Source organism: Sphingomonas aerolata (genome assembly GCF_023935825.1).
Classification (GTDB): domain Bacteria; phylum Pseudomonadota; class Alphaproteobacteria; order Sphingomonadales; family Sphingomonadaceae; genus Sphingomonas; species Sphingomonas aerolata.
The window spans coordinates 1,776,628-1,802,076 of record NZ_CP098762.1 but is presented as its reverse complement, the minus strand read 5'-3'; the positions used below and the strand labels follow the sequence as shown (position 1 = coordinate 1,802,076).

20 protein-coding genes are annotated in these 25,449 nt (G+C 63.8%); 13 read left to right on the top strand and 7 right to left on the bottom strand.

Annotated elements, in window-relative coordinates; genetic code table 11:
* Positions 1–211: 211 nt before the first annotated feature.
* Entirely contained in the window at positions 212–1,300 is a 1,089-nt protein-coding gene (locus NEF64_RS08410; protein ID WP_056025079.1) for an NAD(P)H-dependent flavin oxidoreductase, read from the bottom strand.
* Positions 1,301–1,607: 307 nt separating this feature from the next.
* A complete protein-coding gene (locus NEF64_RS08405; RefSeq protein ID WP_252574814.1) occupies positions 1,608–2,501 on the bottom strand; it encodes a LysR family transcriptional regulator in 894 nt (297 codons plus the stop codon).
* 76 nt (positions 2,502–2,577) lie between these two features.
* Here NEF64_RS08405 and NEF64_RS08400 point away from each other — a divergent pair, with 76 nt between their 5' ends.
* Genes NEF64_RS08400 through NEF64_RS08390 form a run of 3 tightly spaced genes read left to right on the top strand, consistent with a single transcriptional unit; the run spans position 2,578 to position 4,071 of the window.
* On the top strand, positions 2,578–3,186 hold the full coding sequence (locus NEF64_RS08400; RefSeq protein ID WP_056409489.1) for a pyridoxamine 5'-phosphate oxidase family protein: 609 nt from the start codon (positions 2,578–2,580) through the stop codon (positions 3,184–3,186).
* A complete protein-coding gene (locus NEF64_RS08395) occupies positions 3,183–3,593 on the top strand; it encodes a VOC family protein (RefSeq protein WP_056025071.1) in 411 nt (136 codons plus the stop codon). The genes NEF64_RS08400 and NEF64_RS08395 overlap by 4 nt, the downstream gene beginning before the upstream one ends.
* 13 nt (positions 3,594–3,606) lie before the next feature.
* Positions 3,607–4,071 (top strand): nuclear transport factor 2 family protein, encoded by a 465-nt coding sequence (locus NEF64_RS08390; RefSeq protein ID WP_056409491.1) that lies wholly within the window; start codon positions 3,607–3,609, stop codon positions 4,069–4,071.
* Positions 4,072–4,423: 352 nt separating this feature from the next.
* Here NEF64_RS08390 and NEF64_RS08385 read toward each other — a convergent pair whose 3' ends face one another.
* On the bottom strand, positions 4,424–5,863 hold the full coding sequence (locus tag NEF64_RS08385) for an MFS transporter (protein WP_235516534.1): 1,440 nt from the start codon (positions 5,861–5,863) through the stop codon (positions 4,424–4,426).
* Positions 5,864–6,866: 1,003 nt separating this feature from the next.
* On the opposite strand from NEF64_RS08385, the gene NEF64_RS08380 reads away from it, so the two are divergent.
* The 4 genes from NEF64_RS08380 (at position 6,867) to NEF64_RS08365 (ending at position 13,572) form a co-directional block, all read left to right on the top strand.
* Positions 6,867–9,599, top strand: coding sequence for a TonB-dependent receptor plug domain-containing protein (locus NEF64_RS08380; protein ID WP_338112128.1), 2,733 nt, complete (start codon positions 6,867–6,869; stop codon positions 9,597–9,599).
* Positions 9,600–9,628: 29 nt separating this feature from the next.
* The gene (locus NEF64_RS08375) at positions 9,629–10,516 is read left to right on the top strand and encodes a 2-hydroxy-3-oxopropionate reductase (RefSeq protein ID WP_252574813.1); all 888 of its coding nucleotides are present in this window, start codon (positions 9,629–9,631) and stop codon (positions 10,514–10,516) included.
* 25 nt (positions 10,517–10,541) lie between these two features.
* Positions 10,542–12,707 carry an alpha-amylase family protein gene (locus tag NEF64_RS08370; RefSeq protein WP_252574812.1) on the top strand — a complete coding sequence of 722 codons (2,166 nt, stop codon included), beginning with the start codon at positions 10,542–10,544 and terminating at the stop codon, positions 12,705–12,707.
* A 70-nt stretch (positions 12,708–12,777) separates the two neighbouring features.
* Positions 12,778–13,572 carry an FCD domain-containing protein gene (locus tag NEF64_RS08365; RefSeq protein WP_056409498.1) on the top strand — a complete coding sequence of 265 codons (795 nt, stop codon included), beginning with the start codon at positions 12,778–12,780 and terminating at the stop codon, positions 13,570–13,572.
* 151 nt (positions 13,573–13,723) lie between these two features.
* Here the strand turns inward: NEF64_RS08365 and NEF64_RS08360 are convergent, their stop codons facing one another.
* Positions 13,724–14,557, bottom strand: a complete 834-nt coding sequence (locus NEF64_RS08360) for a hypothetical protein (RefSeq protein WP_156360498.1) — start codon at positions 14,555–14,557, stop codon at positions 13,724–13,726.
* The gene (locus NEF64_RS08355; protein ID WP_056409502.1) at positions 14,554–16,197 is read right to left on the bottom strand and encodes an L-lactate permease; all 1,644 of its coding nucleotides are present in this window, start codon (positions 16,195–16,197) and stop codon (positions 14,554–14,556) included. Before NEF64_RS08355 ends, NEF64_RS08360 begins: the two co-directional genes overlap by 4 nt.
* Positions 16,198–16,445: 248 nt before the next feature.
* Between NEF64_RS08355 and NEF64_RS08350 the strand changes: the two genes are divergently transcribed.
* From NEF64_RS08350 to NEF64_RS08330, 5 genes are all read left to right on the top strand, one after another.
* Entirely contained in the window at positions 16,446–18,689 is a 2,244-nt protein-coding gene (locus tag NEF64_RS08350) for an alpha-amylase family protein (protein ID WP_056409504.1), read from the top strand.
* Positions 18,689–19,978 carry a glycerate kinase type-2 family protein gene (locus NEF64_RS08345; RefSeq protein WP_252574811.1) on the top strand — a complete coding sequence of 430 codons (1,290 nt, stop codon included), beginning with the start codon at positions 18,689–18,691 and terminating at the stop codon, positions 19,976–19,978. The genes NEF64_RS08350 and NEF64_RS08345 overlap by 1 nt, the downstream gene beginning before the upstream one ends.
* Positions 19,975–20,757, top strand: coding sequence for a 2-oxo-tetronate isomerase (gene otnI / locus NEF64_RS08340; protein ID WP_056409507.1), 783 nt, complete (start codon positions 19,975–19,977; stop codon positions 20,755–20,757). Before NEF64_RS08345 ends, otnI begins: the two co-directional genes overlap by 4 nt.
* A gap of 343 nt (positions 20,758–21,100) precedes the next feature.
* Positions 21,101–22,411 (top strand): gluconate:H+ symporter, encoded by a 1,311-nt coding sequence (locus NEF64_RS08335; RefSeq protein ID WP_056409509.1) that lies wholly within the window; start codon positions 21,101–21,103, stop codon positions 22,409–22,411.
* A gap of 404 nt (positions 22,412–22,815) precedes the next feature.
* Complete coding sequence (locus NEF64_RS08330) at positions 22,816–23,013, top strand: hypothetical protein (protein ID WP_056409511.1); 198 nt, start codon at positions 22,816–22,818, stop codon at positions 23,011–23,013.
* Between the two features lie 290 nt (positions 23,014–23,303).
* On the opposite strand, the gene NEF64_RS08325 is transcribed toward NEF64_RS08330, so the two are convergent.
* Entirely contained in the window at positions 23,304–23,870 is a 567-nt protein-coding gene (locus NEF64_RS08325; RefSeq protein ID WP_056409513.1) for a hypothetical protein, read from the bottom strand.
* A gap of 755 nt (positions 23,871–24,625) precedes the next feature.
* Here NEF64_RS08325 and NEF64_RS08320 point away from each other — a divergent pair.
* Positions 24,626–25,057 (top strand): hypothetical protein, encoded by a 432-nt coding sequence (locus NEF64_RS08320; RefSeq protein ID WP_156360499.1) that lies wholly within the window; start codon positions 24,626–24,628, stop codon positions 25,055–25,057.
* Positions 25,058–25,115: 58 nt separating this feature from the next.
* Here NEF64_RS08320 and NEF64_RS08315 read toward each other — a convergent pair whose 3' ends face one another.
* Positions 25,116–25,325 (bottom strand): hypothetical protein, encoded by a 210-nt coding sequence (locus tag NEF64_RS08315; protein WP_162235430.1) that lies wholly within the window; start codon positions 25,323–25,325, stop codon positions 25,116–25,118.
* Positions 25,326–25,449 lie beyond the last annotated feature (124 nt).

The window sequence follows — 25,449 nt, the reverse complement described above, 5'->3', positions numbered from 1 at the left end:
GCAGCGAGTTCCAGGATGCGAAAGACCTTGGGAGCAGACGAGCGTGATCATGCAGCGATCAGGCGACCAGCGGCCGCGGAGACCAACAAAAGGACGCCCGCGCCCCTTACCTTGCTTCTTAACTTCGGGCGCTGGTTCATCATGATTTGAGGCTTTCAGTACGCTGAAAGGTCTGCTTATACGGCTTCTAGTGGGGAAACGGCCAGTCCGATCAAGGAACGTCGCAACGCTCAACCGAGCCTCTAATCCGTCGCAATTCAAATTCCTCTCGCAGCACCCTGACCAAGGCTGCTGCCGGCATGGCACGAGAAAGCGGCGCACCTTGCCCCGCCCATTGCGCTCCGAAACCGTGCTCGCCTTGCGCCTTGGCAGCCGCGTGCAAGGCCTTTCCCGCATCATAGGCGATAGGATAATCAGGCGGTCGGCGTTCATCAACCGACTGACTCAGAGCCGTGAACCGGTTGGCCAGCGCACGCGCGGGTCGACCAGAAATTAGCGAAGTGAGGACGGTGTGGTAAGCGCCCTCACCGGTGAGGGCCGCCCGGTATGCATCGTCTGCGGCCGACTCCGGGCACGCGACAAAGGCAGTTCCCAGTTGCGCTGCCGATGCGCCCAGGTCGAGCGCCGCGGCGATGCCGGCGCCGTCCATTATCCCGCCAGCAGCGATGATTGGTAGGTTGTTCTTGCGCACCAGGAGCCGGGTCAGCGCGAATACGCCGAGCGCGTCGTCAGGCGCGATGGGGTCGAAGACACCCCGATGCCCGCCAGCCTCGATCCCTTGCGCGACCACCGCATCGATCCCGGCGGCCTCGATCGCGTGTGCTTCGTTGAGGCTGGTTGCGGTCGCCATGAGATAGATACCACGCGCTCGCAACGCCGAGAGCACGTCGGCGGACGGCAACCCGAAGTGGAAGCTAACCACTGGCGGCGCGAGGTCGAGCAGTACCGCCACCATGTCGGGATCATCTGCGAAGCTCTTGTAGATGGTCATGAGTGCCGTCGGGGGTTGTGCGCCGTACTCGGCGAACAGCGGGGCAAGCCAATCCAGCCATTGCGCTTCCCGCGACAGATCGGCCTTTGGGCCAGCGTGGACGAAGACGTTGACGTTGAACGCGCGGGTCGTGCTGCTGCGCACCTCCTCGATCATCGCCCGTGCGCCGGCGGCGTCGGTCGCGCCTACTCCGATCGATCCCAAGGCTCCCGCCTCGGATACCGCTGCCGCCAGCGAAGGTGTGGCGACGCCTGCCATCGGCGCCTGGATCAAGGGCACCGAGAGTTCAAACCGATCGATGAGAGACATACCTACGCCGGATCCGGTTATGAACAATTGTCCGCTTATGACTACGCCAGCGCATTAAGTGAATGGCGCCAGGTGGGCTAGGTGCGGATCGTCTGCCCTTCAACCGCTCCGACCCAGAAAGCGACATTGCCGAACCGCTCTCGCCCATCCACACATTTGCAGTTCGTTCAGGCGCCGGCGACGCCGCGATCAATGGGCGAACGCCGCCGGAACGCCGCCGGCCTGCGTTTGAGCCTTTACCGGGAGGAATGCTGAAATGGAAATCTGCCGAGCCTTCGCCGCGAAATAGCTTGTCCGGCGGTCCCGGTCAGGACCACACGCCCCGCCGCCCTTGTTCCCGCATCGCATCGATGAACACCCTGACCGCGGGCATAGCGGCTCGACCGGGATCATAGAGCAGGCTTACCGGCATGGCGGACGGAGCATGATCGGCCAAAACCTCAATGAGTCGCCCGCTCGCGATATGCGCGGCCGACTGGTAACTCAGTACATTGGCAAGGCCGACGCCTGCTTCCGCAGCAGCGAGGATCGCATCGATGCCGTTGACGGTCAGGCGGGGGACGATTTCCAACAGCCTCTCGCCGCGCGCGCCAAACGACCATCGGGTGCCGGCGCGCACACCGCTACCCATGATACACCGATGCTGGGCCAGGTCGCCATGATCGATGGGCAAGCCATGTTCGGCAAGATAGCCCGGGCTTGCCACGATGGTCTGACGGACCGAACCGATCGTCACGGTGCGCAGCGTGCTGTCCGCCAGCGTCCCGATCCGCACCGCCACATCGACACCCTCCTCGACGATGCGGACATTACGATCGAGCAGCATCATGCGCGCGTTGAGGCCGGTGTGGCTGGCCAGCAGCGCGCTGATGACCGACAACACATGCAGCCGCCCGAATATGACCGGCGCAGTTACGTAGAGCTGCCCCCGGGGAACCGAGCGACCGCCCATGGCGATCTGCTCCGCCTCGCGAATGTCCGCGAGTATGCGCCGCGCCCGATCGAGCAGGCTTGCCCCGTCGTCCGTCAGGGACACCGCTCGCGTCGAGCGGTGGAACAGCGTCACGCCCAGATGCCGCTCCAGCGCCGCGACCGCACGGGTCACGGCAGGAGGCGACAGATTGAGGACGCGCGCCGCAGCCGCGAAGCCGCGCTGCTCTGCCACCGCGACAAAGACGGAAAGGCTCTCGAAGCGGTCCATTATTCCCCGTATCGCAATAGTCCGTATCAGTAATTGCGAATTATCACATCGCGGGCAACTCGCCATCCTCGTGGCCATGGCGCAGGCATATCTCCACACCCTTTTCGGACCACGCGCTCGCGCGCTGCAAGAAGCAGCGGGGTCGCGAGCGTCCTACGCACGCATGGAAGCCGGCGCGGAGACGGTCGACCGGATTACGGCCAAAGAACTTGCGTTCATCGCCGCCCGCGACAGCTTTTACCTGGCGAGCACGTCCGAAAATGGCTGGCCCTATGTCCAGCATCGCGGCGGGGCAACCGGCTTCGTCCGACACCTCGGGGGCAATTGTTTCGGGTTCGCCGACTTTCGCGGCAACCGACAATATCTCTCCGTCGCGCATATTGCGGCCGACGACCGGGTTGCGCTGTTCTTAATGGACTATCCGAACCGCCGGCGCCTCAAGATCATCGGCCATGCCCACGTGAGCAAAGACCCCGCCGTCATCGCAGCGCTCATGCCGTCCGGCTACGCGGCCGAGCCGGAGCGTGGCTTTCTGATCGATGTCGTCGGGTTCGACTGGAACTGCCCGCAGCATATCACGCCGCGTTTCACCGAGGCGGAAGTGCGCCGCACTTCCCAGCCGCTCATTGACGAGATTGCGGTGCTTCGAGCCCACATCGCTCAACTTGAACGGGCAGCATCATGACCAGCAAACTCACACGCGGCGTCCACCATGTCGGGCTAACCGTGCCCAACCTCGATCAGGCACGCGCCTTCTTCTGCGACACGCTCGGATTCGATGAAGTAGGCGGCGTGCCCGACTATCCTGCTATCTTCGTATCGGACGGCACAATCCTGCTGACCTTGTGGCGCGCGGCCGACCCCGTGACGGCCCGCGCCTTTGACCGGCGCGCCAATATCGGTCTCCATCATCTCTCGCTCTCGGTCGCCGACGATGCTGCACTGGCAGCGGCGTGGGCCGCCGTGACGGCGCATCCAGAAGTCGTGGTCGACGCAGCGCCGGGCGCCATCCGTCCCGGATCAACGGCGCGCCACTTCCTGATCCTCATTCCGGGCGGGATCCGTCTGGAGTTTGCCACGCCCTTTGACTGAAAGGATCCGTTCGATGCCACGACTGCCCCTCCCTCCCTTCACCCATGAGACTGCGTCGCTAAAGGTCCGCGCCGCCGAGGACGGCTGGAACAGCCGCGATCCAGCGCGGATCGCGCTCGCCTATACCGAGGACAGCCAGTGGCGAAACCGGTCTGATTTCCTTCGGGGACGGGATTCTATCGTCACCTTCCTAACCGCAAAGTGGCGTCGCGAGCACGAGTATCGGCTTATCAAGGGCCTGTGGGCGCATGACGGCGATCGAATTGCCGTGCGCTTCGCCTATGAGTGGCATGACGATGCCGGCGCGTGGCATCGCTCCTACGGCAATGAGAATTGGAAATTCACGCTCGATGGCTTGATGGCGCGCCGGATGGCGAGCATTAACGACGTTCCGATTTCCGAAAAGGGGCGACTGTTCCACTGGCCGCTCGGGCCACGGCCCGAGGATCATCCGGGGCTGGAGGAACTTGGGCTGTAGCTTCAAGCCGTTGTTTTCCTACCGGTCTTGGTTGATGCGCCGTCGGCCAGAGTGTGGGTGGGTTCCCGACGCTGAGAGGCCGACAGAAAACTGGAAGGCGGCGCCTGTCAGGAAGCCGCTGACGCTGAATAATGCTGTCATCGACCGCTCAGTTGCTGGGAGGACCCACAAACGGACGTTCAAGCTCCCTTCCCTGCCTCCCAATTGCAGCCATTCGTTAATCTGATTGAACGGCAGCTAAGTAGGCCCCAAATCAGGCACCGGCGCAGCGAGTCAGGATAGCAGACAGTGCGCTTTCAAAGAGGGAGGTGCCGGTAGGCGACGCTCCGCACGGCCTATGTTCTGCCGGCAGCTAAGCCGCCGCTTCTAGCTCACGTAAGCTGCGGCCGCGCGTCTCTCTACCTGAGCGTCCGATCAGTACCGCTGACAGCGTCATTGGTATGATCAGCGCAACTGCCGCGCCCCCCATCGTCGGGATCAGCCCAGCGAAGGCTCCTAGCTGGACAGCAACGCCACCAAATTTGCTACTGCCCGCGATAAGCCCGGTGGCACGTCCACGGACACGCAATGCGTAGTTTTCGGCTGCGTAGGGAAGCAACACGGCGATCAATCCGTTTGTGCCAACCACCAGCAGCGCGATCACAGCGATCAGCAGTGGTGGCCAAGCCAGCGTAGGCGCCGGCAGTAGGGCTCCAACAAGCCCGGCAAGTGTGAGAAGCACAGTGCCGATCAGGGTGCGCTTGCTGCTCCACCGGCTGTAAAGGAAGGCCGCGATCATGATCGTGGGCAGGGCAACGAGTGCTGAGCTGGCGATGATGCCGCTCGCAATCTCAGCACTGAAGCCTCGATCCTGGAGATCGGAAGGCAGCCATAGCAGCAAGCCGAAGTTGACGAAGCTCCAAGACAGGGCCGTGATCACCAGGGCGATGGTCAACTCGCGGTGGTGAGCCGCTGCGCTGCCAGCGTCCGCTGGCGCTGCTTGTGGAGCACGCCTGACGATGCCGAACCTACGAGCCATGTCGGCCAGCTCCGCGTCCATGCCACGTTCCATCAGAAAGCGCGGGGATTCCGGAATCCACCTTGCCATTGCAAGCAGCAGCAAACCGGTTGGAAAGCCTTGCAACCACAAGCTGCGCCAGCCGAACAATGGCTCGAACAGATGCGCGGCACCGCTGGCCGCGAGGTAGCCCCCGACCAGTCCCGTACCGCCAACCAGCACAAGGACCCAGCTTCTGTGCCGCGGGGGCATGATTTCAGCCAGCAGCGTGTAGACGACGGGCAGCATGCCGCCAGCCGAGCACCCCATTAGAAAACACATGACCAGGTTCCAGCTGTAGGAAGGCATGGCTCCGCAGATGGAGGTCGAGACGAACAGAATCGTAGACAACAGGATCGACACACGCCGACCGTAGATGTCCGCAAGCCACCCCCACAGGAACGAGCCGACTGTGGTTCCCGTAAGGGCAACGAACGGCAGCAGGGCAACGGTCGACTTTGCAAGACCATACTCCCCACGCATCCCGGGGAGCACAAAGCCAAGCGTTGCTGGCTTCATTGTGTCGATGATTAGGCCAAGGGTGAGCACCAGCAGAACGGCCGCATGCGAGCGCGTCAGAGGGGTATCATCGGGCGCTTCAAATGCGGCGCCAGCGCCTGCCCTGTGATCAGGCCGTTTCTTGGGTAAAGCGCCAAATATAGCAGCCGGCACGCCGATGCCGATCAGCGCCATGCCCATGTACATCCATCCGTCCATAGGCATACCCGACAGGTGATTGCCCATCGTATGGGCCATCGCGAGCATCGGTAAGTGAAGGGCAACCCCAACGCTGATTGCCGTACAGCCTGTCCAGAAGAGCGGCCAGCGCTCTCCGACAACCGAGTTTCCGCGGCTTCTTCTGCCGTTCGCCATCCATTCACCCCCACCAGTGGCGATGGCATACGCCGCACGGTTCGCCTGCTGCAAGCCGAGCACCCGCTGCCGGGGCACTGATCCGGCTGATGGCCTGCCGAATGGCGGCTTTCGAGCGCACGGATCGTCAAACCTGAGCGTCCGGCTCACGATATAATTACGAGACCCTTCGACTTACGAGACCCATAACCGGACGTTCAGCCCGCCCTTACCGCTTCCGAAGTTCGGACATTCGTTCAGGTCAGAAGCTCAACGTTGTCTAAGGGTCAGCAAGACTGATCGCACCGGAACGCCGGCACATATGCAAACAGGCCGCGCAAGCTGCCGGTCATGACGAACAACACCGGTTCCTCATTGCATCACGAATCGTTTCGGATGGCGGCGATGAGACCTGCAAAAGCCTTTTCGCTGTAGACCGGATCGAGCACGCAGCCCTTCCGACCGGGCGACCAGCTGTACTACATATAACACTGCGTTGGACGCTGCGGTCTGCGCAACGCCGATTACAGGCGTCGGTACCAGCGCCGCCAAGCAAGCGCTCTTTTCGACAATTCCGCGCCGTAACTCTCTCCTATCGGCACCCTTCTTATAAACGCCGATCCCGATCCCTGCGGCTCGGGGCCAACATCTAAAGGGAGCGGGCGTTCTTGAAGCCGAATTGCGTCGCGGATGACCAACCTTCCGGAACGGCGAGGCGTGCAGAAGCAGACGCACGGCCCTGCACTTAGGTAATAATAATCTTCCGTTGCTTTACTTGGTAATATGATCTATCCATAACTCACAATCGAAAGGTGCTCAGAGCATCACGGGGAGAGGAAAATTGGACACCAAGGCTCGTCTGACGTCTTTTGCGATCGGCGTCAGCGCCATCGCACTGTGTCAACCGGTGGATGTGCAAGCTCAGGTTGACGCACCTGCACCCACACAAACCCAAACCGAAGTAAATCCGCCCGCTGTCGCTACCTTGCCTGTTGACGGGACGGAGAGGACGCCGGTCGAAGACATCATCGTCACTGGCAGCCGCATTCCACGCTCAACATTCCAGACGCCGACCCCAATCACGACCTTCACTGAGAAGCAACTCGAGCAGAAAGCAGCGACCAACGTGGTCGATCTCCTGCGCGACGTGCCGGCTCTACGTCCCAACCGTAACAACGGCAGCGGTCGCAACCTCGGTCTCGCGACCTTCAACATGCGTGCGCTTGGCTCCACCCGCACCCTGTTGCTAATCGACGGGCAACGCGTGCTCGACAGCAGCCCGATCGCCAACGGGTTCGACATCAACATCATCCCCGCGCCGCTCGTGTCGCAGCTGGATATCGTCACGTCGGGCGCCTCGTCGGTTTATGGATCCGACGCGATCACCGGCGTCGTCAACGTCGTCCTCAACGACAAGATCGTCGGCGGAAAGATCGACGGCCAGTTTAACATATCCACGTATGGCGACATTCCCCAGTATTCGCTGAGCGGGATCTATGGCGGCAAGTTCGATGATGGCCGGGGACATTTCGTGGTCGCCGCCTCCTACTTCGAGCAGCCCGACATCGTCTATCAGGGTGCCCGCCCCTGGGGTCGCCGCGGCGTGACGTTCATACCCAACGCCGCCTACACCCCGACAAACGGCGAATTCCGCCAGCTGATCGTGCCGGACGTCCGCTATTCGCAGATGACAGCCGGCGGCGTCATCACTACGCCCGGCGCGCTGCGCAACATCCAGTTCGGCGAGAACGGTGCGCAGAGCCTGTTCCGGCAGGGCACCAATGTCGGCACGGTCTGGATGCAGGGCGGCGACGGGCTGATGCCGCAGCCCGACTTCGCCCCGCTGCAGGTCGCCTCGCGGCAGTTCAGCGGTTTCAGCCGGCTGACCTATGACTTCTCCAACGACATGACCGCGCGCGTCGACGTGCTCGCCGCCAACACGCGCGCGCAGAGTACCGGCAACTACAACACAAACAACGCCGACATCACGATCCGGCGCGACAATGCGTTCCTGCCGACCAACATCCGCGACGCGATGATCGCGAACAATCTGACGACGATCCGGATCGGGCGCTACAATCCCGAACAGGGCCGGAACGAGAACTCGACCAGCAACACCTATATCAGAATCGGCGCCGGACTGAGCGGATCGTTCTCGAATACCTGGAAATGGGAGCTGGGCAACAGCTACACCTATGCGCGATCGTTGACGCTCGGCCGCAACAACCGCAACCAGGCAAAATGGGCCTTGGCGCTGGACTCGGTCATCGGACCCAATGGCCAGCCGGTATGCCGGTCCACGCTGACCAACCCGGGCAATGGCTGCGTCCCGGCCAACGTCTTCGGGATCGGCGCGGTGACCTCGGCGGTGAACGAGTATGTGCTCGGCACGTCGCGCCAGGATTCGCGTTCCGACAGCATCATCTTCAACGCCAACACCTCTGGGCAGCTCTTCAACACCTGGGCGGGGCCGGTGAAGGTGGCGGTCGGTGCGGAATATCGGCGCGATACGGTCGACAACAAATCCGACCCGATATCCGACATCAACGGATGGCGGCAGGGCACGTTCGGCTCCTATTACGGCAGCCTCGAGGTCAAGGAGGGTTACGGCGAAATCTCGATACCGCTGGCCCGCGACACCAGCTTCGCGCGCAGCCTCGACGTCGATTTCGCCGGTCGGTACGTCGACTACAGCACGGTCGGATCCGCCACGGTGTGGAAGGCCGGGGTGAACTACGCGATCAACGACAGCATCCGCCTCCGCAGCACCTATTCCCGCGATTTCCGCGCACCGAAGATCAACGATCTGTTCGCGCAGGCCAATATCCGCATCGGCACGGTGACCGATTATCTGAACAATCGCACCGCCAACGTGAATTTTCTGATCGGCGGCAACCCCAATCTGCGGCCGGAGACGGCATATACCTTCACGGGTGGCATCGTCCTCCAACCGTCGTTCATTCCCAATCTGCAGCTGTCGGCCGACTTCTACGATATCAATCTGCGCGATGCGATCGTCACGCCCGGCCAGCAGGAAGTTGTCGACCGGTGCGGCCGCGGCGAGAGCATCTTCTGCACGGGCGTGATCCGCGATGCATCGGGCGAAATCACCCAGGTCAACGCAAACTCGTTCAATGCGCAGCGGCTCAAGACCCGCGGGATCGATTTCGAGGCAAGCTACCGGTTCGAGCTGTTCCAGGGACGGCTCACGACGCGTGCGCTGGCCACCTATGTCGATCGCCTGATCTCGACGACCGCGGGCGGCCAGGTTGATACGGCCGGCCAGCTGCAGGGCGGTTTCGCAGTGCCGAAATGGCGCGGCTCGACCACATTGTCCTACGACCAGGGACCGCTCAACCTGCGCGTCCTGTTCAACTATATTGGCCCGGGCACCTTCGACAATAATTTCGGTCCGCTCGACCTGAACCGCAACCACTACCCGGCCTATGTCTACACCGACATCTCCGCGCAGTACGACATCACTAAGACCTTGCAGATTTTCGCCAAGGTCGAGAACCTGACCAACACCGCGCCGCCCCTGCTGGCAGAGGCGAGCATCACCGTCGCACTGGCCACCCTGTCGCAATATCACGACCTCCGCGGACGGGTATTCGGCCTGGGCGGACGCCTGCGGTTCTGAAACCGCGCAGCATCGATGAGGACAATAGCATGAAGATCGGATTTGCAGGCACGGGCATCATGGGCCGGCCGATGGCGGGACACCTGCAGGCCGCAGGCCACGAACTGCTGCTGGTCCAGCATCGTTCGCCCCTGCCCGCCGAACTGCTGGCGGCGGGCGCGACCGTCTGCCAGTCCGCCGCCGAACTCGCCGCCGGGGCGGACATCGTCATCCTGATGCTGCCCGATACCGGCGACGTCGAGGCTGCGCTGTTCGAGGCCGACGGCATCGCCGCCGGGCTTCGGCCGGGCGGGTGCGTGATTGACATGAGCTCGATCGACCCGATCGCGACGCGCGGGTTCGCCGCGCGGATCGAGGCGCTGGGTTGCGACTATGTCGACGCCCCCGTCTCGGGCGGCGAGGTGGGCGCCAAGGCGGCCAGCCTGACGATCATGTGCGGCGCCTCCGACACGGCGTTCGCGCGCGCCGAACCGCTCTTCCAATTGATGGGGAAGAACATTACCCATGTCGGCCCGGTCGGCGCGGGCCAGGTGACCAAGGTCGCCAACCAGATCATCGTCGCGCTCAACATCGAGGCGGTGGCCGAGGCGCTGCTGTTCGCGGCGAAGGCCGGCGTCGATCCGGACAAGGTCCGCAGCGCGCTGATGGGCGGGTTTGCGGCATCGCGCGTGCTGGAGGTGCATGGCCAGCGGATGATCGACCGGACGTTCGCGCCGGGCTTTCGCATCGCGCTCCACCAGAAGGACCTCAATCTCGCGCTGAACACGGCGCGGTCGCTCGGAATGGCCTTGCCCAACACGGCCTCGGCACAGCAATTGTTCAGCGCCTGCGTCGCGCGCGGCGGCGCCGACTGGGATCATTCGGCGATGGTGCGCGCGCTGGAGGTCCTGGCGGATCACGAGATCGCGAAGGTTTGAGCGCGACGCGCGACGGGAGACGGTGATGGACGGGTTCGACCTCAAGGCAGCATCGCGGCGCGGGGTATTGCAGACGCTGTCGCTGGCAGGGCTAGGCATCGCGGCGGGGACCGGCCCGCTACTCGCGCAGGGGCGGCCCGGTATCGATATCCGGTTCGATCCGAAGACCTGGTGGACGCAGGATTACCGTATCGTCCAGACGAACCTGCGCGAGATCGACATCCGCGAGGATCCGCGCACGATCGCGCGCGCGATCCGTCAGTTCGGCGGCAACGTCATCGTCTCCAACATCGGCGGGATCGTCGCCTTCTATCCCACCGCCCTGCCCTATCAGCGTCGCAACCCGTATATGAAGGGCGATTTCGTCGAGGCGATGATCGCCGAGGCGCGCGAGGAGGGACTGGCCTATATCGGCCGCTTCGATCTCTCCAAGGCGATGAAGCCGGTCTATGACGCGCATCCCGACTGGTTCATGCGCAACCGCGACGGCACGCCGCGCGAATTCGCGGGCACGTACCAGGCTTGCCCGAACGGCGCCTGGGCGCTCGATTACGGCCTGCGCATCCTGACCGAGGGGCTGACGCGGTACAAACCGGACGGCATCTTCTTCAACATGACCGGCTATCCGCGGACGGATTACGCCAATGTCGATCACGGCATCTGCGTCTGCGACAATTGCCGGCGCGGCTTTCGCGCGATGTACGGCAAGGAATTGCCCGCGCGCGAAGGGTTCGCGGACCCGAACTGGCGCGATTACCTGGCGTTTCAGGCGCGCACGTCGGAGGCGCTGCGCCAGCGGATTTCGGCGCACATCAATCAGCTCGCGCCCGGCGTGCCGATTACCCAGCACGACAGCGTCGAGCAGGTCGGCCGCGGCGAGGTGCAGCGGCGGGTCGACCGTGCCGCGCCGGAATGGGCGTATCAGTCGGGCGAGCAGTGCCGGTCCGCGCTCGCGCGCAGCCCCGGCAAGCCCTGGTCCTCGACCTCCACCGCGCACATCGACTATCCGTGGCGCCAGGTGACCGAGAGTGGCGCCTGTCACGAGAATCGGATGGCGCAACAGATGGGGGTCGGCGCGAAGCTCGATTTGTACCTGATGGGTACGCTCGCCGGTCAGGACGATCCCTCGTATCTTCCCCCGGTGTCCCGCCTCTTCAGATGGCGCGCCGCGAACGCCGACAGCTATGCCGGCATGGCGGAGTCGGCGCGCGTCGGGATCTATCAGTCGGGCGCGACCGGTCGGCTGGCCGGCATGACGCCGTACGCAAAATACCAGAGCGACGAGTTTCGCGGGCTCTATACGGCGCTGGTTGACGCACGCATCCCGTTCCGGTTCGTCCGCCAGCCCCGAAATGCGGCCGATGCCGCCAAGCTGCACCGGGAGTTCGACGTCATCGTCGCGCCCAACGTCATGGTCGTGTCGGATGGCGAAGCGGCGGCACTCGATCGGTTCGTGCAGGATGGTGGCGTGCTGGTCACCACCGGCCTGTTCGCCGGGTTCGACGACCGCGGCGACGCACGCACAGAGATGCCCCTCGCCTCGTTCCCGCTGGCGCGCTACGCGGCGGCACGGACGATCGCGGGCTGGACGCTCGACCCCGCCAAGAGCATCCTGAAAATCGCCGGTCGAGTGCCGCTCGATGGCCTCTATTTCGGTGGCGCGGCGCGGCGTGACGCGGAGACGCTAATGCGCTTTGCTCCCGACCAGCGCTTTGGCCCGCCCGAATTCAGCTATGCCATTCCGGGCGTCGCCGCGCGCACCGATCCGGGCGTGTCGGTGCGCGCGCATGGCAAGGGGCAGACGGTCCACATCCCGTGGTTCATGGGCTGGCACTATCACCGCGACGGCCTGGCCGCGCACCGCGAACTGATCGCCGCCATCATCGCCCGTTACGCGCCCCCGCAGCGCTTCGCCCTGACCGGCGCCGGTCCCGCCGAACTGATGGTCATGCGCCGCGACGACGGCACCTCGCTCGTCACCGTCGTCAACTATGCGGGGCAGCGCAACGGCACGTACGTCTCGCCGCCACCGCTGCACGGCCTGAGTATCGGCGTGCTCGGGTCGCGGGCGGGCGAGGCGCGTGCGCTGGTCGGCGGCCAGACGATCCGCGCGCGTCCCGGCGATGCCGGTCGAAGCTGGTTCGATCTCCCGCCGGTGGGTGCATTCGAAGCGGTGCTGATTCCGGTATGACCGGTGCGGCCCGTACTTCCGGGCGGACACGGGGCACGCTATATGATGGCATGATGTCGGATCCCCTTTCATGAATGCACCATCGATCAGGCCGGCAAAGCTCGCGGACGCGATCGCCGAGCACGTCCAGCAGATGATCCTCGAGGGGTCGCTTCGCCCCGGCGAGCGTCTGCTGTCGGAGCGCGAACTGTCCGCCAAGCTCGACGTGTCGCGGCCGTCGCTGCGCGAGGCGCTCGACAAGCTGATCGCGGCGGGCCTGCTGACCACCAATGCCCAGGGCGTGGCGCATGTCAGCGAGGATATCGGCCGCAGCCTGCGCGATCCGCTCGCGCAGTTGATGGACACGCCCGAGGCGCGGATCGACTGCCTAGAACTCCGGTCCGAGATCGAGGCCGCCGCCGCGGCGTTTGCGGCCGAGCGTGCGTCGGATGTCGATCGCGACGCCATCCGCTCCTGTTTCGAGGCGATGGTGGTCGCACACGAGGCGCAGGACGTCGACGAGATCGCCCGAACCGATGCGGAATTCCACTTCGCGATCTACGAAGCCAGCCACAACCTGATGATGCTGCACTTCATGCGCAGCATCGAAGGCATCCTGCGCTCGAACGTCTATCTGAACCGCAAGAACCTGTACGAGCATCGCCGGCAGAAGGATTCGCAGCTGCACGAGCATCAGGCGATCTACGACGCGATCATGGCGCGCGACGTCGCCGGCGCGCGCGAGGCATCCCGGCTGCACATGACGACGGCGATGCGCACCCAGCGCGAGATCTACGATGCCGAACGTCGCCTCGAGGCCAGCATCCGCCGGCTGGCGCGCAGCGACATCGTCGCCCCCCCACGGTCCCGCGGCCGCGACGCCTGAAGCGACAGGCGAACGATCCTCCCCGCCAGGGGGAGGTGGCAGGCCCCAGCCTGACGGAGGGGGCGGAAAGCGAAACCTCTGTTCCGTGTCCTCCCCCTCCGACGCCTTCGGCGCCACCTCCCCCTTGCGGGGGAGGATCAGGGGCTGCCGCCTATCCGCGGACGACGCACGCAACGACGGTGAAGCGGACCGTACCAAGCGGGCCGTAATCCGCTGCATACCGTCCCGGCAGCAGCCAGCCGCGATCGCCGATCTTGCCCGTCACGATCAGGTCCCTCGCACGTGCAGCGCGTCCGGTCCTTCGCGCCAGCGTCACCACCGTGTCGAGGCTCTGCCGCTGGCCGCCGAGCGACTGGTCGCTGAGCCCGGACGCGATCGGCTGCCCATCGCGCGTCAGCGATACGCGGACGCCGTCGAGATCGACGCCATCGGCATCGCGCATCGCCCCGCGCACGTAGCGCGCCGCCGACACGTTCGCGGCCACCATGTCGATTGCGCTGTATTGATCGGGATCGCGGTAGGCGATGTCTGGCAGGTCGATCACCGGCAAGACCGTGACGCCCCGGCTGTGGTCCGCCGAGGACGAAGGCAGCAGATAGCCCAGCTTCAGCTCGAACGACGCCTTGCGGTATCCGCACAGCGAAATGGTCGCGCCGTCGTCGGCCCGGCCCGAGGCGAACAAGACGCCCACCAGCGGCTCGGCGACGTTCCGCGCCTTCAGCGATGCGTGCGACATCAGGCCGCCCTTATAGCCTGCCACGGTATCGCCAGCCCGGAGTCGGTGGCGGACATAGCGGTGCTGGACGCGGTAAGCGCTGGCGAAATCCGTCGTCGGCCGGCGCGCGGTTATCGGATCGAACGGCGTGGCGGCGCGCTCGGCGGCCATGAAGGGCCCGAGATACGTGCGATCGGCCCCGTCAGTCGTGCACCCGGCAAGCGTGGCCACGGTCACCGCCGACACAAGCACATGCCATCTGCGCCTCATGACGGGATGATGCCGGGGAAGACATATTGCTGCAGCATGACGATCACCCCGAGCACCAGCGTCAGGAACACGCTGTGCTTGAACGTCCGCGCCAGGATCGCGCCTTCCTGTCCGCGACAGTCGGTGGTGCTGGTGCCGGTCGAGATGTTCTGCGGCGAGATCATCTTGCCGAGCACGCCGCCCGACGCGTTGGTCGCCGCCATCAGCACCGGGTTCAGATCGAGCTGGCGCGCAGCGACAACCTGAAGGTTGCCGAACAGGGCATTGCCCGACGTGTCGCTGCCCGACAGGAACACCGCTAGCCAGCCGAGGAACGCGGACAGGAACGGAAACAGCGGTCCGACTGACGCGACCCCGACGCCGAGCGTATAGGCCATACCCGAATAGTTCATCAGATAGGCAAGGCCGACGATCGTCATCGTTGTCGCGAGCGGCAGCCGGATCTGGCGGAGCGTCTGCCGGATCGCCGTCACCAGCTGGGCAGGCGTCAACCGGAGCAGCAGCGCGGTGATGATCGTGGCGACCAGGATCGCGGTGCCGGTGGCGAGCGGCTGGAACGCCCAGATCGCGGCATAGGGCTTGCCATAGGTCGTGATGAAGATTGCCTCGTGCAGCCCCGGCCACGCCACCTTGATCTCGCCGATCAGGTTCACCTTCAGGTGCACCCACAGGATGACGGTGACCGACAGCACCAGCCATGGCAGCCAGCCCTTCAGGCTGTTGCCGGGAACGGCGGGCGCGGCCGTCGCGCTCGATGCCATTTCTGACGATGTCGCGCCTAAGGATGCCGTGGCTGGGCCGCGCAGCGCGAACGCGGGATCGGGCTTGATCCGCCAGACCTTCACGAAAATCAGCGTGCAGACCAGCGACGAGAGCGACGACAGGACGTCGGTCAGCGCATAGCCAAGGAAGTTCGCCGACAGGAACTGCATCGTCGCAAACGATCCGCCCGCGACCAGCAGGACGGGCCACACGCCGCGCACGGCCCGCACGCCGCCATAGACCGCGATCACGTAGAACGGCAGGAACAGGGCGATCAACGGCAGCTGCCGGCCCACCATCGCACCGAGCGCGACGTCGTTCAGCTGCGTCACGGCCCCCAGCGTGATGATCGGCGAGCCCAGCGCGCCGAACGCGACCGGTGCGGTGTTGAACATGAGGGTAAAGACGATCGCCTCGATCGCCGGAAAGCCGAGCGCGACCAGGAGCGCGCTGGTAATCGCGATCGGCGTGCCGAAGCCCGCGACCCCTTCCAGCAGGCACCCGAACGAGAAGCCGACCACGACCAGCGCCACCCGTCGGTCGTTGGGCAGATGCTGGACCATCCAGGCACGGAACGCCTCGAAACTGCCGGTGACCACCGCGATGTTGTAGAGGAGAAGCGCGTTGAGCACGATCCACATCACCGGCCATGCCGCGAACGTCGCGCCGGCGACAATACTGTTCAGCGCCATTCCGGCGGGCAGCCGCCACACCGTCACCGCCAGCACGAGCGCGACCAGGACACCGGCGATGGACGCCTGCCAGGCAGGACGCCGTACGATCCCGAGGAGTACGAGCACGACCACGATGGGCAGAGCGGCGGCCAGGAACGATAGCGCCAGATTATCGGCGACCGGGGTGACTAACTGGCGGAACATTCGTCCTCCTCTCCTGCTGCGCCTTCTGGCGTCGATCGCGCGATCCTAGGGCGCGATGACCATTAGTTCAATTGGAAAGTATATATAGCCAAAAATGCATTACCTCGATTTGAGCAATGGATTGAGACCGTTGTAATTGCATATTCTAATTACCCTCCTGATCGTCTGCTAAATCAGCTTGAAGAGCCGCCGCATGTCGTGGTAATAAAGATTATCCAATAGAAGAATACGCCATGGGAGGAGATGCAATGGTCGGCAATCAGCCGGAGCGCCTGGACGGTATCGACCGCCGTACCGTGATCGGCGCGGCAGCGCTCGGCGTCGCGGCGGTCCTCCCTGGCGTCGCGTTCGGACAGGCGACCAAGACTGCGACGGGCGAAGGATGGGAATGGGGCCCGATGCGCTGGGTCCAGATCTGCGCGACCGAGGACGATCCCGGTCGCTACGACATCGGTTTCTGGCTCGATTTCCTTAAACGCACCAGCACGCAGGGCGTGTGCCTGAGCGCGGGCGGGGTCACCGCCTTCTACCCGACCAAGGTGCCCTATCATTATCGCAGCCCGTATCTAAGCACCGGCGACATGTTCGGCGATCTGGTCCACGCCTGCAAGGCGATGGGCATCCGCGTGCTCGGCCGCGTCGATCCGCATGCGATGCGCGCCGACGCGCTGGCCGCGCATCCCGAATGGGTGGCGCGCGATGCCGCCGGCCAGCCCAAGCGCCATCCGACCGACCGCGATCTGTATCTCACCTGCCCCAATGGCCCGGTCACGTTCGACTGGATGCCGCAGGTGCTGCACGAGATCGTCACCACCTATCCGGTCGACGGACTGTTCGGCAATCGCTGGGCGGGCGGCGCCGGGCTGTGCCACTGCGCCGTCTGCAAGACCAAATTCAAGTCGGCGAGCGGCTTTGCGCTTCCCACCGCGCTCCGCGACGTTAGCGACCCGGTGGTGCGCGCCTATCTCGTCTGGGACGACGAGGTCCGGTACGAGCAGCTGGCGCTGTGGGGACGGACCGTTACCGCGGTCAATCCGCAGGCGTTCTTCACCCCCGGAACCTGGGGACGGCTCGATCCGCGTCGCCTGCGCCGCACCGCGCGCGCGTTGTTCGCGGATCGCCAGGCGCGCAGCGGCAACGCGCCGGCGTGGTTGAACGGCCGCAGCGCCAAGGAAACCGCCTGCCTAATGCCCGACCGGCCGATGAGCGGCATCTTCGCGGTGGGCGAGACGGCGACCCCCTATCGCTTCATGGATTCGGTGCAGGCGCCGACCGAGATCCGCGCCTACCTTCACGACGGTCTGGCGCACGGCTTCCGGCCGTGGATGACCAAATTCAAGGCGGAGGTGTTCGACAAGCGCTGGGTGCCGGCGGTGGCCGAATCCTATGCCTGGCATGCCCGCCACGAGGCGTATTTCCGCAACACCGACAATCTCGCGCAGGTCGCGATGCTGCATTCGTCGCAGACCAACACCTATTATGTCGAGGAGGTGCAGCGTGCCGACGGCGGCTCGGGCGGGCCGCAGGACGCACAGTCGCTGCGCGGCAGTTCCGACGATGCCACCAACGGCTTTTACCAGGCGCTGGTGGAAGCGCGCGTGCCCTTCGCGTTCGTCGACGAACGGCTGCTCGAGCCCGAGGCGATCGATCGGTACAAGGTGATCGTGCTGCCCAACATCGCGGCGCTTTCGACCGCACAATGCGAGGCGCTACGCGGCTATGTCGCGCGCGGCGGCGCGATCGTCGCGACCCACGAAACCGCGCTGTACGACGAATGGGGCAAGCGCCGCGCGAACTTCGGCCTCGCCGACCTGTTCGGCTGCGACTTCGACGGCACGATCGATCGCCGCGTCCAGAACAGTTATCTGACTGTGCGCGGACCGGGTCCGCTGACCGTCGGACTGGACGATACGCCGCGCATCATCGCCGGCACCAAGCGCGTGCACGTCCGGCCCCGCGGCGCCAGCCTGCCCGCCGCGTTCACGCTGGTCCCGAGCTATCCCGACCTGCCGATGGAGAAGGTCTATACCGCGACACGGACGACCGACGAGCCGATGGTGTATGCGCGCCGGTTCGGCAAAGGCCGGGTCGTCTATTTTCCGTTCGATCTCGATCGGACGTTCTGGGAAAACTCGACCGGTGACCATCTCGCGCTGTTGCGCAACGCGGTCGTCTGGGCGGCGGATGGGCCGCAGCCGATGGCGGTGACGGGCCCCGGACTGCTCGACATCAGCTATTGGCGACAACGGGGTTCGCTGGCGGCACATCTCGTCAACCTGACCAACCCGATGGCGATGCGTGGCTATATGCGCGAAGTGCTGCCGGCCGGCCCCTATCAGGTGACCTTGCAACTGCCGCGCGGCACCACCCCGCGCCGCGTGCGCCTGCTCGAAGCCGAACGCGACGCGACGTTCCGGCGGGAGGGCGATCGCCTGATCGTCGAGGTGCCGCAGATCAAGATACACGAAGTCGTCGCGGTGGATTTGGCGTGATGGCGGAACCGATCGCCAAGCTGAGCCCGTGGACCGACCAGACCGCTCGCGACGCGCTGCGCCATCTCTTCGACGTGGCGGTGGCGAGTGCGGACCCCGCCCGCGTGCTGGCGCAACATCTGCCACCAAAACCGCAGGGACGTTGCATCGTCGTCGGGGCAGGCAAGGCAGCCGCGTCGATGGCGGCGGCGGTCGATGCGGCCTGGCCCGACGTCAACCTGTCGGGCATCGTTGTCGTGCCGTACGGCTACGGCATGCCCGCCGGACGCATCATGGTACGCGAGGCGGCGCACCCGGTACCCGATGCCGCCAGCGAGGCCGCCGCGCGCGAAATTTTAGCAGCGGTCGTCGGGCTGCTGCCCGAGGATCTGGTGCTCGTTCTGATATCGGGCGGTGGATCGTCGGTCATGGCGCTGCCGGCACCGGGCATCACGCTGGCGGACAAGCAGAAGGTCAGCCGCCTGCTGCTCGCCTCCGGGCTCGACATCCGCACCATGAACGTCGTTCGCCGCCGCCTGTCCGCGATCAAGGGCGGCAAGCTGCTGGCCGCGGCACATCCGGCCCGCGTCGTGACACTCGGGATCAGCGATATCCCCGGAGACGACATGGCGGCGATCGCATCGGGTCCGTCGATCCCCGATCCCACCGCCGACATGGACCTGCGCCATGTCGTGGCATTGCTCGGCGACCAGCTTCCGGCGGCGGTGTCCGCCCGGCTGCTCACTGTGGAGCCAACCATACTCTTCAGTGGCGACCATGATGCCCGCCTGATCGGAACGCCGGCTGCCGCCCTCGACGCAGCCGCGGACGCTGCCCGAGCGCTGGGTCTTCATCCCATCCTGCTCGGCGATGACCTGGAGGGTGAAAGCCAGGCGCTGGGCCAGGAGATGGCCGCGCTCGTACGCCGCGGGGTACCCACGCCGACCGTCCTGTTGTCCGGCGGCGAGACCACCGTGACGCTGGCGGGAAAGACCCCTGGGCGAGGCGGACGCAATACCGAATTCGCGCTTGCACTGGCGTGTTCGATCGAGGGACGGCCCGACGTCTGGGCGCTGGCAGGCGACACCGACGGCGAGGATGGCGCCAGCAAGGCCGCCGGCGCGCTGATCGCCCCCGATACGATAGACCGGTGCGCAGCGATCGGTCTCGATGCCCACACGTATCTGGCCGCGCATGACAGCGGCACGCTGTTCGCAACGATCGGCGATCTGCTCGTCACCGGCCCCACCCGCACCAACGTCAATGATTTCAGGGCGGTGCTCGTGCTGCCATCGGAGGACCACGCATGACCCGCCTCGCCGCCAACCTGACCATGTTGTTCACCGACCTGCCGTTCCTCGACCGGTTCGCCGCCGCCGCCAAGGCCGGTTTCAAGGCGATCGAATGCGTGTCGCCCTATGGCGAGCCCGCCGAGGCGGTGGCGGCAGCTGCTCTGCGACACGGCCTGACGGTAGCATTGTTCAACCTTCCGCCGGGTGACTGGGCAGCTGGCGAGCGCGGCATCGCGGCCGACCCGACATGCGTCGAGGAGTTCCGCCAGAGCATCGATACGGCGCTGGCCTATGCGCGCGCGACCGGATGCCGGACACTCCACGTCATGGCGGGCAAGATCGCCCCCGGCGCGGACCGGGAGGTCTGGACCCGCACCCTGATCGACAACGTCCGGATCGCGGCCGACATGGTCGCGGGCGACGGTATCACGCTCGTGCTCGAGCCGATCAACACGCGGATCGATATCTCGAACTATTTCTACGACACCACGGCCGCCGTTCTGGACGTGATGGACGCAGTAGGTCGCGACCACGTCAAATTACTCTACGACGTGTATCACATGCAGATCATGGAGGGCGACGTGGCCCGCGCGATCGAGCGCCTGCTGCCGCGCATCGGCCATATCCAGATCGCCGACAATCCGGGGCGGCACGAGCCAGGAACCGGCGAACTGAACTTTCCGTGGCTCCTCGAACAGATCGACACGCTTGGCTACACGGGATGGATCGGGTGCGAATATGCGCCCGCGACGGAGACTGTCGCCGGCTTGGGCTGGGCCGGACGGTATCTCGGCTGAGTTGATTTACGGCACATCGGGCCCGACAAGCGCCCGACGACGATCGCGCGGGATAGAGGATGGCCATTGACGACACCGACATCGCGGACTCCTGGCACCCCTGGAACGGGGGACGATGTCCGGTAGCCGATGATGCGGCAGTCGCGGTCCGCTGCCGTTATGGTCCCCGGAAGTTCGCGCGCGCCGGCGACCTGCGATGGTCGCACGACCAGTATCTGGCTTACGGCGCCGAAGATATCGTCGCGTACGCGCTCGTCGACGAGAGCCCCGCCCCCGCTGCCGTAGGACCGCGACGGTCGCCTGAGCCAGCAGAAGACCCCTTTGCCCGTGCAGGAGACACGCCATGACCATCCTCGCGGTGGCGCTTGTCGTCGGCCTGCTCGTGCTGCTCATCTCGGTGGTAAAGCTGCACCCGTTCGTCGCGTTCCTGATCGCGGCACTGGCGGCGGCGATGCTGCTCGGCCTGCCGCTCGACCACGTTGCAGGATCGCTGACCCGCGGAGTCGCCGACATGCTGGGGCCGCTGACCGCAATCCTGTGCCTCGGCGCGATGTTCGGCAGGATCGTCGCGGACAGCGGCGCGGCGCAGCGCATCGCCGATACGTTGATCCATGCTGTCGGGCGCGGGCCGATCACGCTGGCGCTCGCGCTGGCGGGGTTCATCGTCGGCATACCCCTATTCTACAATGTCGGCTTCGTCCTGATGGTGCCGCTGATCCTGTCGGTCGCACGCCGTTCGGGCATGCCGACCGTGTATCTCGCCGTGCCGATGCTGTCCGGACTGTCGATCGCGCACGGCTTCCTGCCGCCGCATCCCTCGCCGACCGCACTGGTGGGGATGTTCGGCGCGGATATCGGGTTGACGCTGATTTATGGCCTCGCGGTCGGGATACCGACGCTGCTGATCGCCGGACCGCTGTTCGCCCGCAGCCTGCGCGGCATGACGGCGCATCCCCGCCCCGCCGCCGATACGCCGGAGGCCGTCGTGGAACTGCCGAGCGCGAGCGCCAGCTTCGCGATCGCGCTGTTGCCGGTCATGCTGCTCGCAGTCGCAACCGTCCTGATGACGCTGCCCGCGCTCCCGCCGGTTACAAAGGGCTGGGTCGCGTTCGGCGGCAACCCAGTCGTGACGATGCTAATCTCCGTGCTAGCCGCGATGCTGATCCTCGGCGTCGTGCGGGGCACGTCGCTGGCGCGGCTGTCGACGGGCAGTGGAGAGGCGGTGAAGGACATCGCCGGCATCCTGCTGATCGTCGCCGGCGCGGGCGCGCTGAAGCAGGTGTTCGTCGATGCTGGCGCGGACGTTGCACTGGCCGCCTGGTTGAGCGGACTGAGCCTTGCGCCGCTGGTACTGGGCTGGGGCCTCGCGATGGTGATCCGGGTGGCGCTGGGGTCCGCCACGGTCGCCGGCCTGACGGCGGCCGGCATCGTCCAGCCGCTGATTGCCGCGCACGGCGTCGATCCCAACCTGATGGTGCTCGCGATCGGCGCGGGCAGCCTGATGTTCAGCCACGTCAATGACTCGGGGTTCTGGATGTTCAAGGAATATTTCGGCCTGAGCCTGGCCGAGACGTTCCGATCCTGGTCGGCGATGGAAACGCTGGTCGGAGTTTTCGGGCTTTTGTTCACGTTGCTGCTCAGCTTGGTGGTATGATAATCTTGAGATGAGCTCCTAGGTGATTTGTCTGGCCCTTTAGTTTCGGGCGCATTGCTCACATTGCGCTTCTGACCCACTTGTGGACATTCAAGTGCCCTTTCCCGCCTCCTACTTTCGGACATTCGTTCATCCGGATGAACTGCAGTTTTTGAGCGTCTAGATCAGCCACCTGTGCGACTTAAACTGGTGGTGAGCGGTCCGACCGCTTTTTGGACTTCACCTTGGGAAACTCGACGTCGGATGCCCACGGGAAACGCATTAGGTTTTTGAATCGGCAGGTTGCGTCGTTTCTGCCGCTCTTTGGTCGATGGACAAGCTCAGGCTCACGTTGCAGCTTGTCGCCAAGTTCTCACCTATTCTGGCCTTGGCTGTCAAAAACGTTGGTTGAGGAGAAGCGACAAATGAGGCTGATCGGCCAACGCTGGGAGTTTCAGATCGGCAACACCGTAATCCAGGTAGATAACGCCTTCAGCTGGACGTTGTGGGGCCAGGAACGGATGCTGGTGAACGGTGAGCAAGTCCACGCCAGCAGCGGCAGGATGCGATTCTCGCAAAATACCAAGAGCCGTGGCTCACGTCATTCGGCGACGGTGAACTGAAAGTGTGGCTGAGAAGCACCAGCACCAAACTTCGATGCAGCGCGTCTCTAGACGGCGAGCCAATACCTACGACCGTCATGTATGCTAAAAACTGGCAGGGACTGGCAGGCAGCTGGCCGAAAGAAGAAGAATGGCAGAAACAGCTGCCAGAAGGCGGATGGGCCGCTGGCTAAAACGATCCGCACGGCATCCCATATCATAGATATTTTATGCAAAACTCTGCGGGTTTGCATTATGGGCTCAAACTGAGGCCGCTTCTCGAACCATCATCGAGAAGCGGCCTATAAAAATTACTCCGCAGGTACCGATCGCTTAAAGTAGTGAAATGGCATCCAGCTAGATACGTATATCCATCCTGCCCTCTTCATCTCCGCAGTTATCGACGCTTTGCCAATTTTACGTCGATATTCCCACAGGTGGGTAGTTGGCCGAAATACCAGTGCGAGAGCGCCAGTACGGACCAGTTCATTACCCTTCCCACCTTCCTCGCGCAGGATGCTCATCTCGTTAAAGGCGGTTGCCCCAAGACGAACAATTTCCTCACCTTCTCCGCTCGCTAGTTCGTCCCCCATTTCGGCGGACTTGAACCGCTGCTGGGCAGCCTGTTTTGAGATGCCAAGGGCGTTTCCGATATCCGTCCAACTCAGCCCAGTTCGCCGTGCTGCATCGATCCAGCGATGAAGGCTGATCCTTCCCTCGTCTGCAACCAGGTGCGCTACCGTGATAGCTTTCGCAAACCCCTCTGCGGTCTCACCGGTAAAAGGAGGCTGACGGCCCGCTGCCCAGTTCAGTACGATAGCGGCCGTTTGCTCTCTGACGGCCTGCTGCTCATTAATCTGAATGATACCCTCCGTCAATTTCCTGTTGACGATCCGTCAATCTTACATTGACGATACAAGGTCAACACATAGTTGACGGATATGGCAAAGTGCTAGAGCAAAACATTTGATTTTTGCATGAGCGGAGTGGCAGGGTTTGGGATTGAAAGATCGGTCTGGAATGACCGACTTTGGGCGCTTCGGGTCCATACAGCTTTGGGGTCTACTTTGCCGGTCGCCAACGTCGCGAAGGGGGAGGTGAGCAGCCGTTCGGTAGACGTTATCGGGTAGTGCGGCGACGCCGGTAGAACATCAATGCTGACAGGGCACCCAACCCTACAACTGAACCAAGCGCGCGGAGTTGGAGAACGTTCTCGGGCTCCGCAGCCGCATTTCCTCCGAAACTCCCAAGGGCGAAACCGAGAGCGAGAAAGAGTCCGGCTATACGAGCATGGCCTCGGTGGCCCAACCAGCGCACGATGGCCCAGCCCAGAAGTCCGTAGATCAGGATGTTTGCACAAACGGTAAAGACGGTGAGCATGCGCAACGCTTCCTCAGATCAGGTTTGGCGAAGCTAACCAACCGAGACCGCGACCGCAATCGTTCGTCCGCCTTTGGGCGGAAGCGGAATGGCCGGCATTGGTGGGGATGTAGACCGTCCGCTATCGAGGAGGCAGATGGCGTAAGCGGACGTTCGTGCGGTAGGTAGGGCAAGGGCCGGTCGGCCGAGTTTTTCGATTTGCGCCAATCCGCCTTAAAGCTAAGCTAGTGCTTTGATGCCGAGGTAAATTATTATGAGCCTCACTGTCGCATTACTGGCTGGTGCCGCTCACATTATGGTGATGTCGAACGTCGAGACGCCAGCCGTAGTTGTTCAACGTCTATTGGAAGCAAGTGCGAAGGAGGATTGGCCCACCGCACTCGCTATGCTGACAGCTGATGCTCAGCTTGGAATGGGTGATGTCGGCGGTCCGCTAAATAAAGATACGGTATCGATCTTGGGCGTACTGGAAAAGTATGGTTGCCACATAACCAGCACGCAAGAAACGGCTCAACGAGATCCAGTTCGATCGGACATTCGCTTTGTCGACGTTAAGCGTATGTGTCCGTATGGCTCTGCGTCAAACCGAACCGGCAAGCACGAACTAATTATTACATATTTTGTAAAAGCGCAAAAAATAGCCGGTTTCTATCTCTACCTTATAGCAGCACCAACACACCCATAATAGACTTAAAAATGGGACCGCAGTTTGTATTTCCCGATCGCAAAAGAAATGTTCGAAATCAGTAGTAGCTGCCGTTCCGTGGCCTGCGCAGCGGCGCATACTTTTCGGGATCGGCTTGTGACTGGTAACGCCCGCCCGGCCGATAAGGTGGAAGACGGCCAACCAGCGAGAACAAGGCCCAAATTATCAAACGATAGAATAGCAAATCGGCGACCAGCATCGCGATGATAGCAGGTGCACCGATCGCGATTAAGAACGTCATGCTCAAGACTGCTCTCTCAGGTAGCCCCTTGATACCGTTAGATCGCGCCGACCGCTATCGGCGGAAGCCGAATAGCCGAAATTGCTGGACAGCGGTCGGTCCACTTTAGGAGGCAGATGGGAAAGTGACG

Bases quoted from the DNA above. Each gene is read 5' to 3' on its own strand.
- NEF64_RS08345 (WP_252574811.1), top strand. From the start codon at position 18,689: ATGGCGGAACCGATCGCCAAGCTGAGCCCGTGGACCGACCAGACCGCT.
- NEF64_RS08375 (WP_252574813.1), top strand. From the start codon at position 9,629: ATGAAGATCGGATTTGCAGGCACGGGCATCATGGGCCGGCCGATGGCG.
- NEF64_RS08370 (WP_252574812.1), top strand. From the start codon at position 10,542: ATGGACGGGTTCGACCTCAAGGCAGCATCGCGGCGCGGGGTATTGCAG.
- NEF64_RS08400 (WP_056409489.1), top strand. From the start codon at position 2,578: ATGGCGCAGGCATATCTCCACACCCTTTTCGGACCACGCGCTCGCGCG.
- NEF64_RS08355 (WP_056409502.1), bottom strand. From the start codon at position 16,197: ATGTTCCGCCAGTTAGTCACCCCGGTCGCCGATAATCTGGCGCTATCG.
- NEF64_RS08395 (WP_056025071.1), top strand. From the start codon at position 3,183: ATGACCAGCAAACTCACACGCGGCGTCCACCATGTCGGGCTAACCGTG.
- NEF64_RS08405 (WP_252574814.1), bottom strand. From the start codon at position 2,501: ATGGACCGCTTCGAGAGCCTTTCCGTCTTTGTCGCGGTGGCAGAGCAG.
- NEF64_RS08360 (WP_156360498.1), bottom strand. From the start codon at position 14,557: ATGAGGCGCAGATGGCATGTGCTTGTGTCGGCGGTGACCGTGGCCACG.
- NEF64_RS08385 (WP_235516534.1), bottom strand. From the start codon at position 5,863: ATGGCCCATACGATGGGCAATCACCTGTCGGGTATGCCTATGGACGGA.
- NEF64_RS08330 (WP_056409511.1), top strand. From the start codon at position 22,816: ATGAGGCTGATCGGCCAACGCTGGGAGTTTCAGATCGGCAACACCGTA.
- NEF64_RS08335 (WP_056409509.1), top strand. From the start codon at position 21,101: ATGACCATCCTCGCGGTGGCGCTTGTCGTCGGCCTGCTCGTGCTGCTC.
- NEF64_RS08350 (WP_056409504.1), top strand. From the start codon at position 16,446: ATGGTCGGCAATCAGCCGGAGCGCCTGGACGGTATCGACCGCCGTACC.
- NEF64_RS08320 (WP_156360499.1), top strand. From the start codon at position 24,626: ATGAGCCTCACTGTCGCATTACTGGCTGGTGCCGCTCACATTATGGTG.
- NEF64_RS08365 (WP_056409498.1), top strand. From the start codon at position 12,778: ATGAATGCACCATCGATCAGGCCGGCAAAGCTCGCGGACGCGATCGCC.
- NEF64_RS08390 (WP_056409491.1), top strand. From the start codon at position 3,607: ATGCCACGACTGCCCCTCCCTCCCTTCACCCATGAGACTGCGTCGCTA.
- NEF64_RS08410 (WP_056025079.1), bottom strand. From the start codon at position 1,300: ATGTCTCTCATCGATCGGTTTGAACTCTCGGTGCCCTTGATCCAGGCG.
- otnI (WP_056409507.1), top strand. From the start codon at position 19,975: ATGACCCGCCTCGCCGCCAACCTGACCATGTTGTTCACCGACCTGCCG.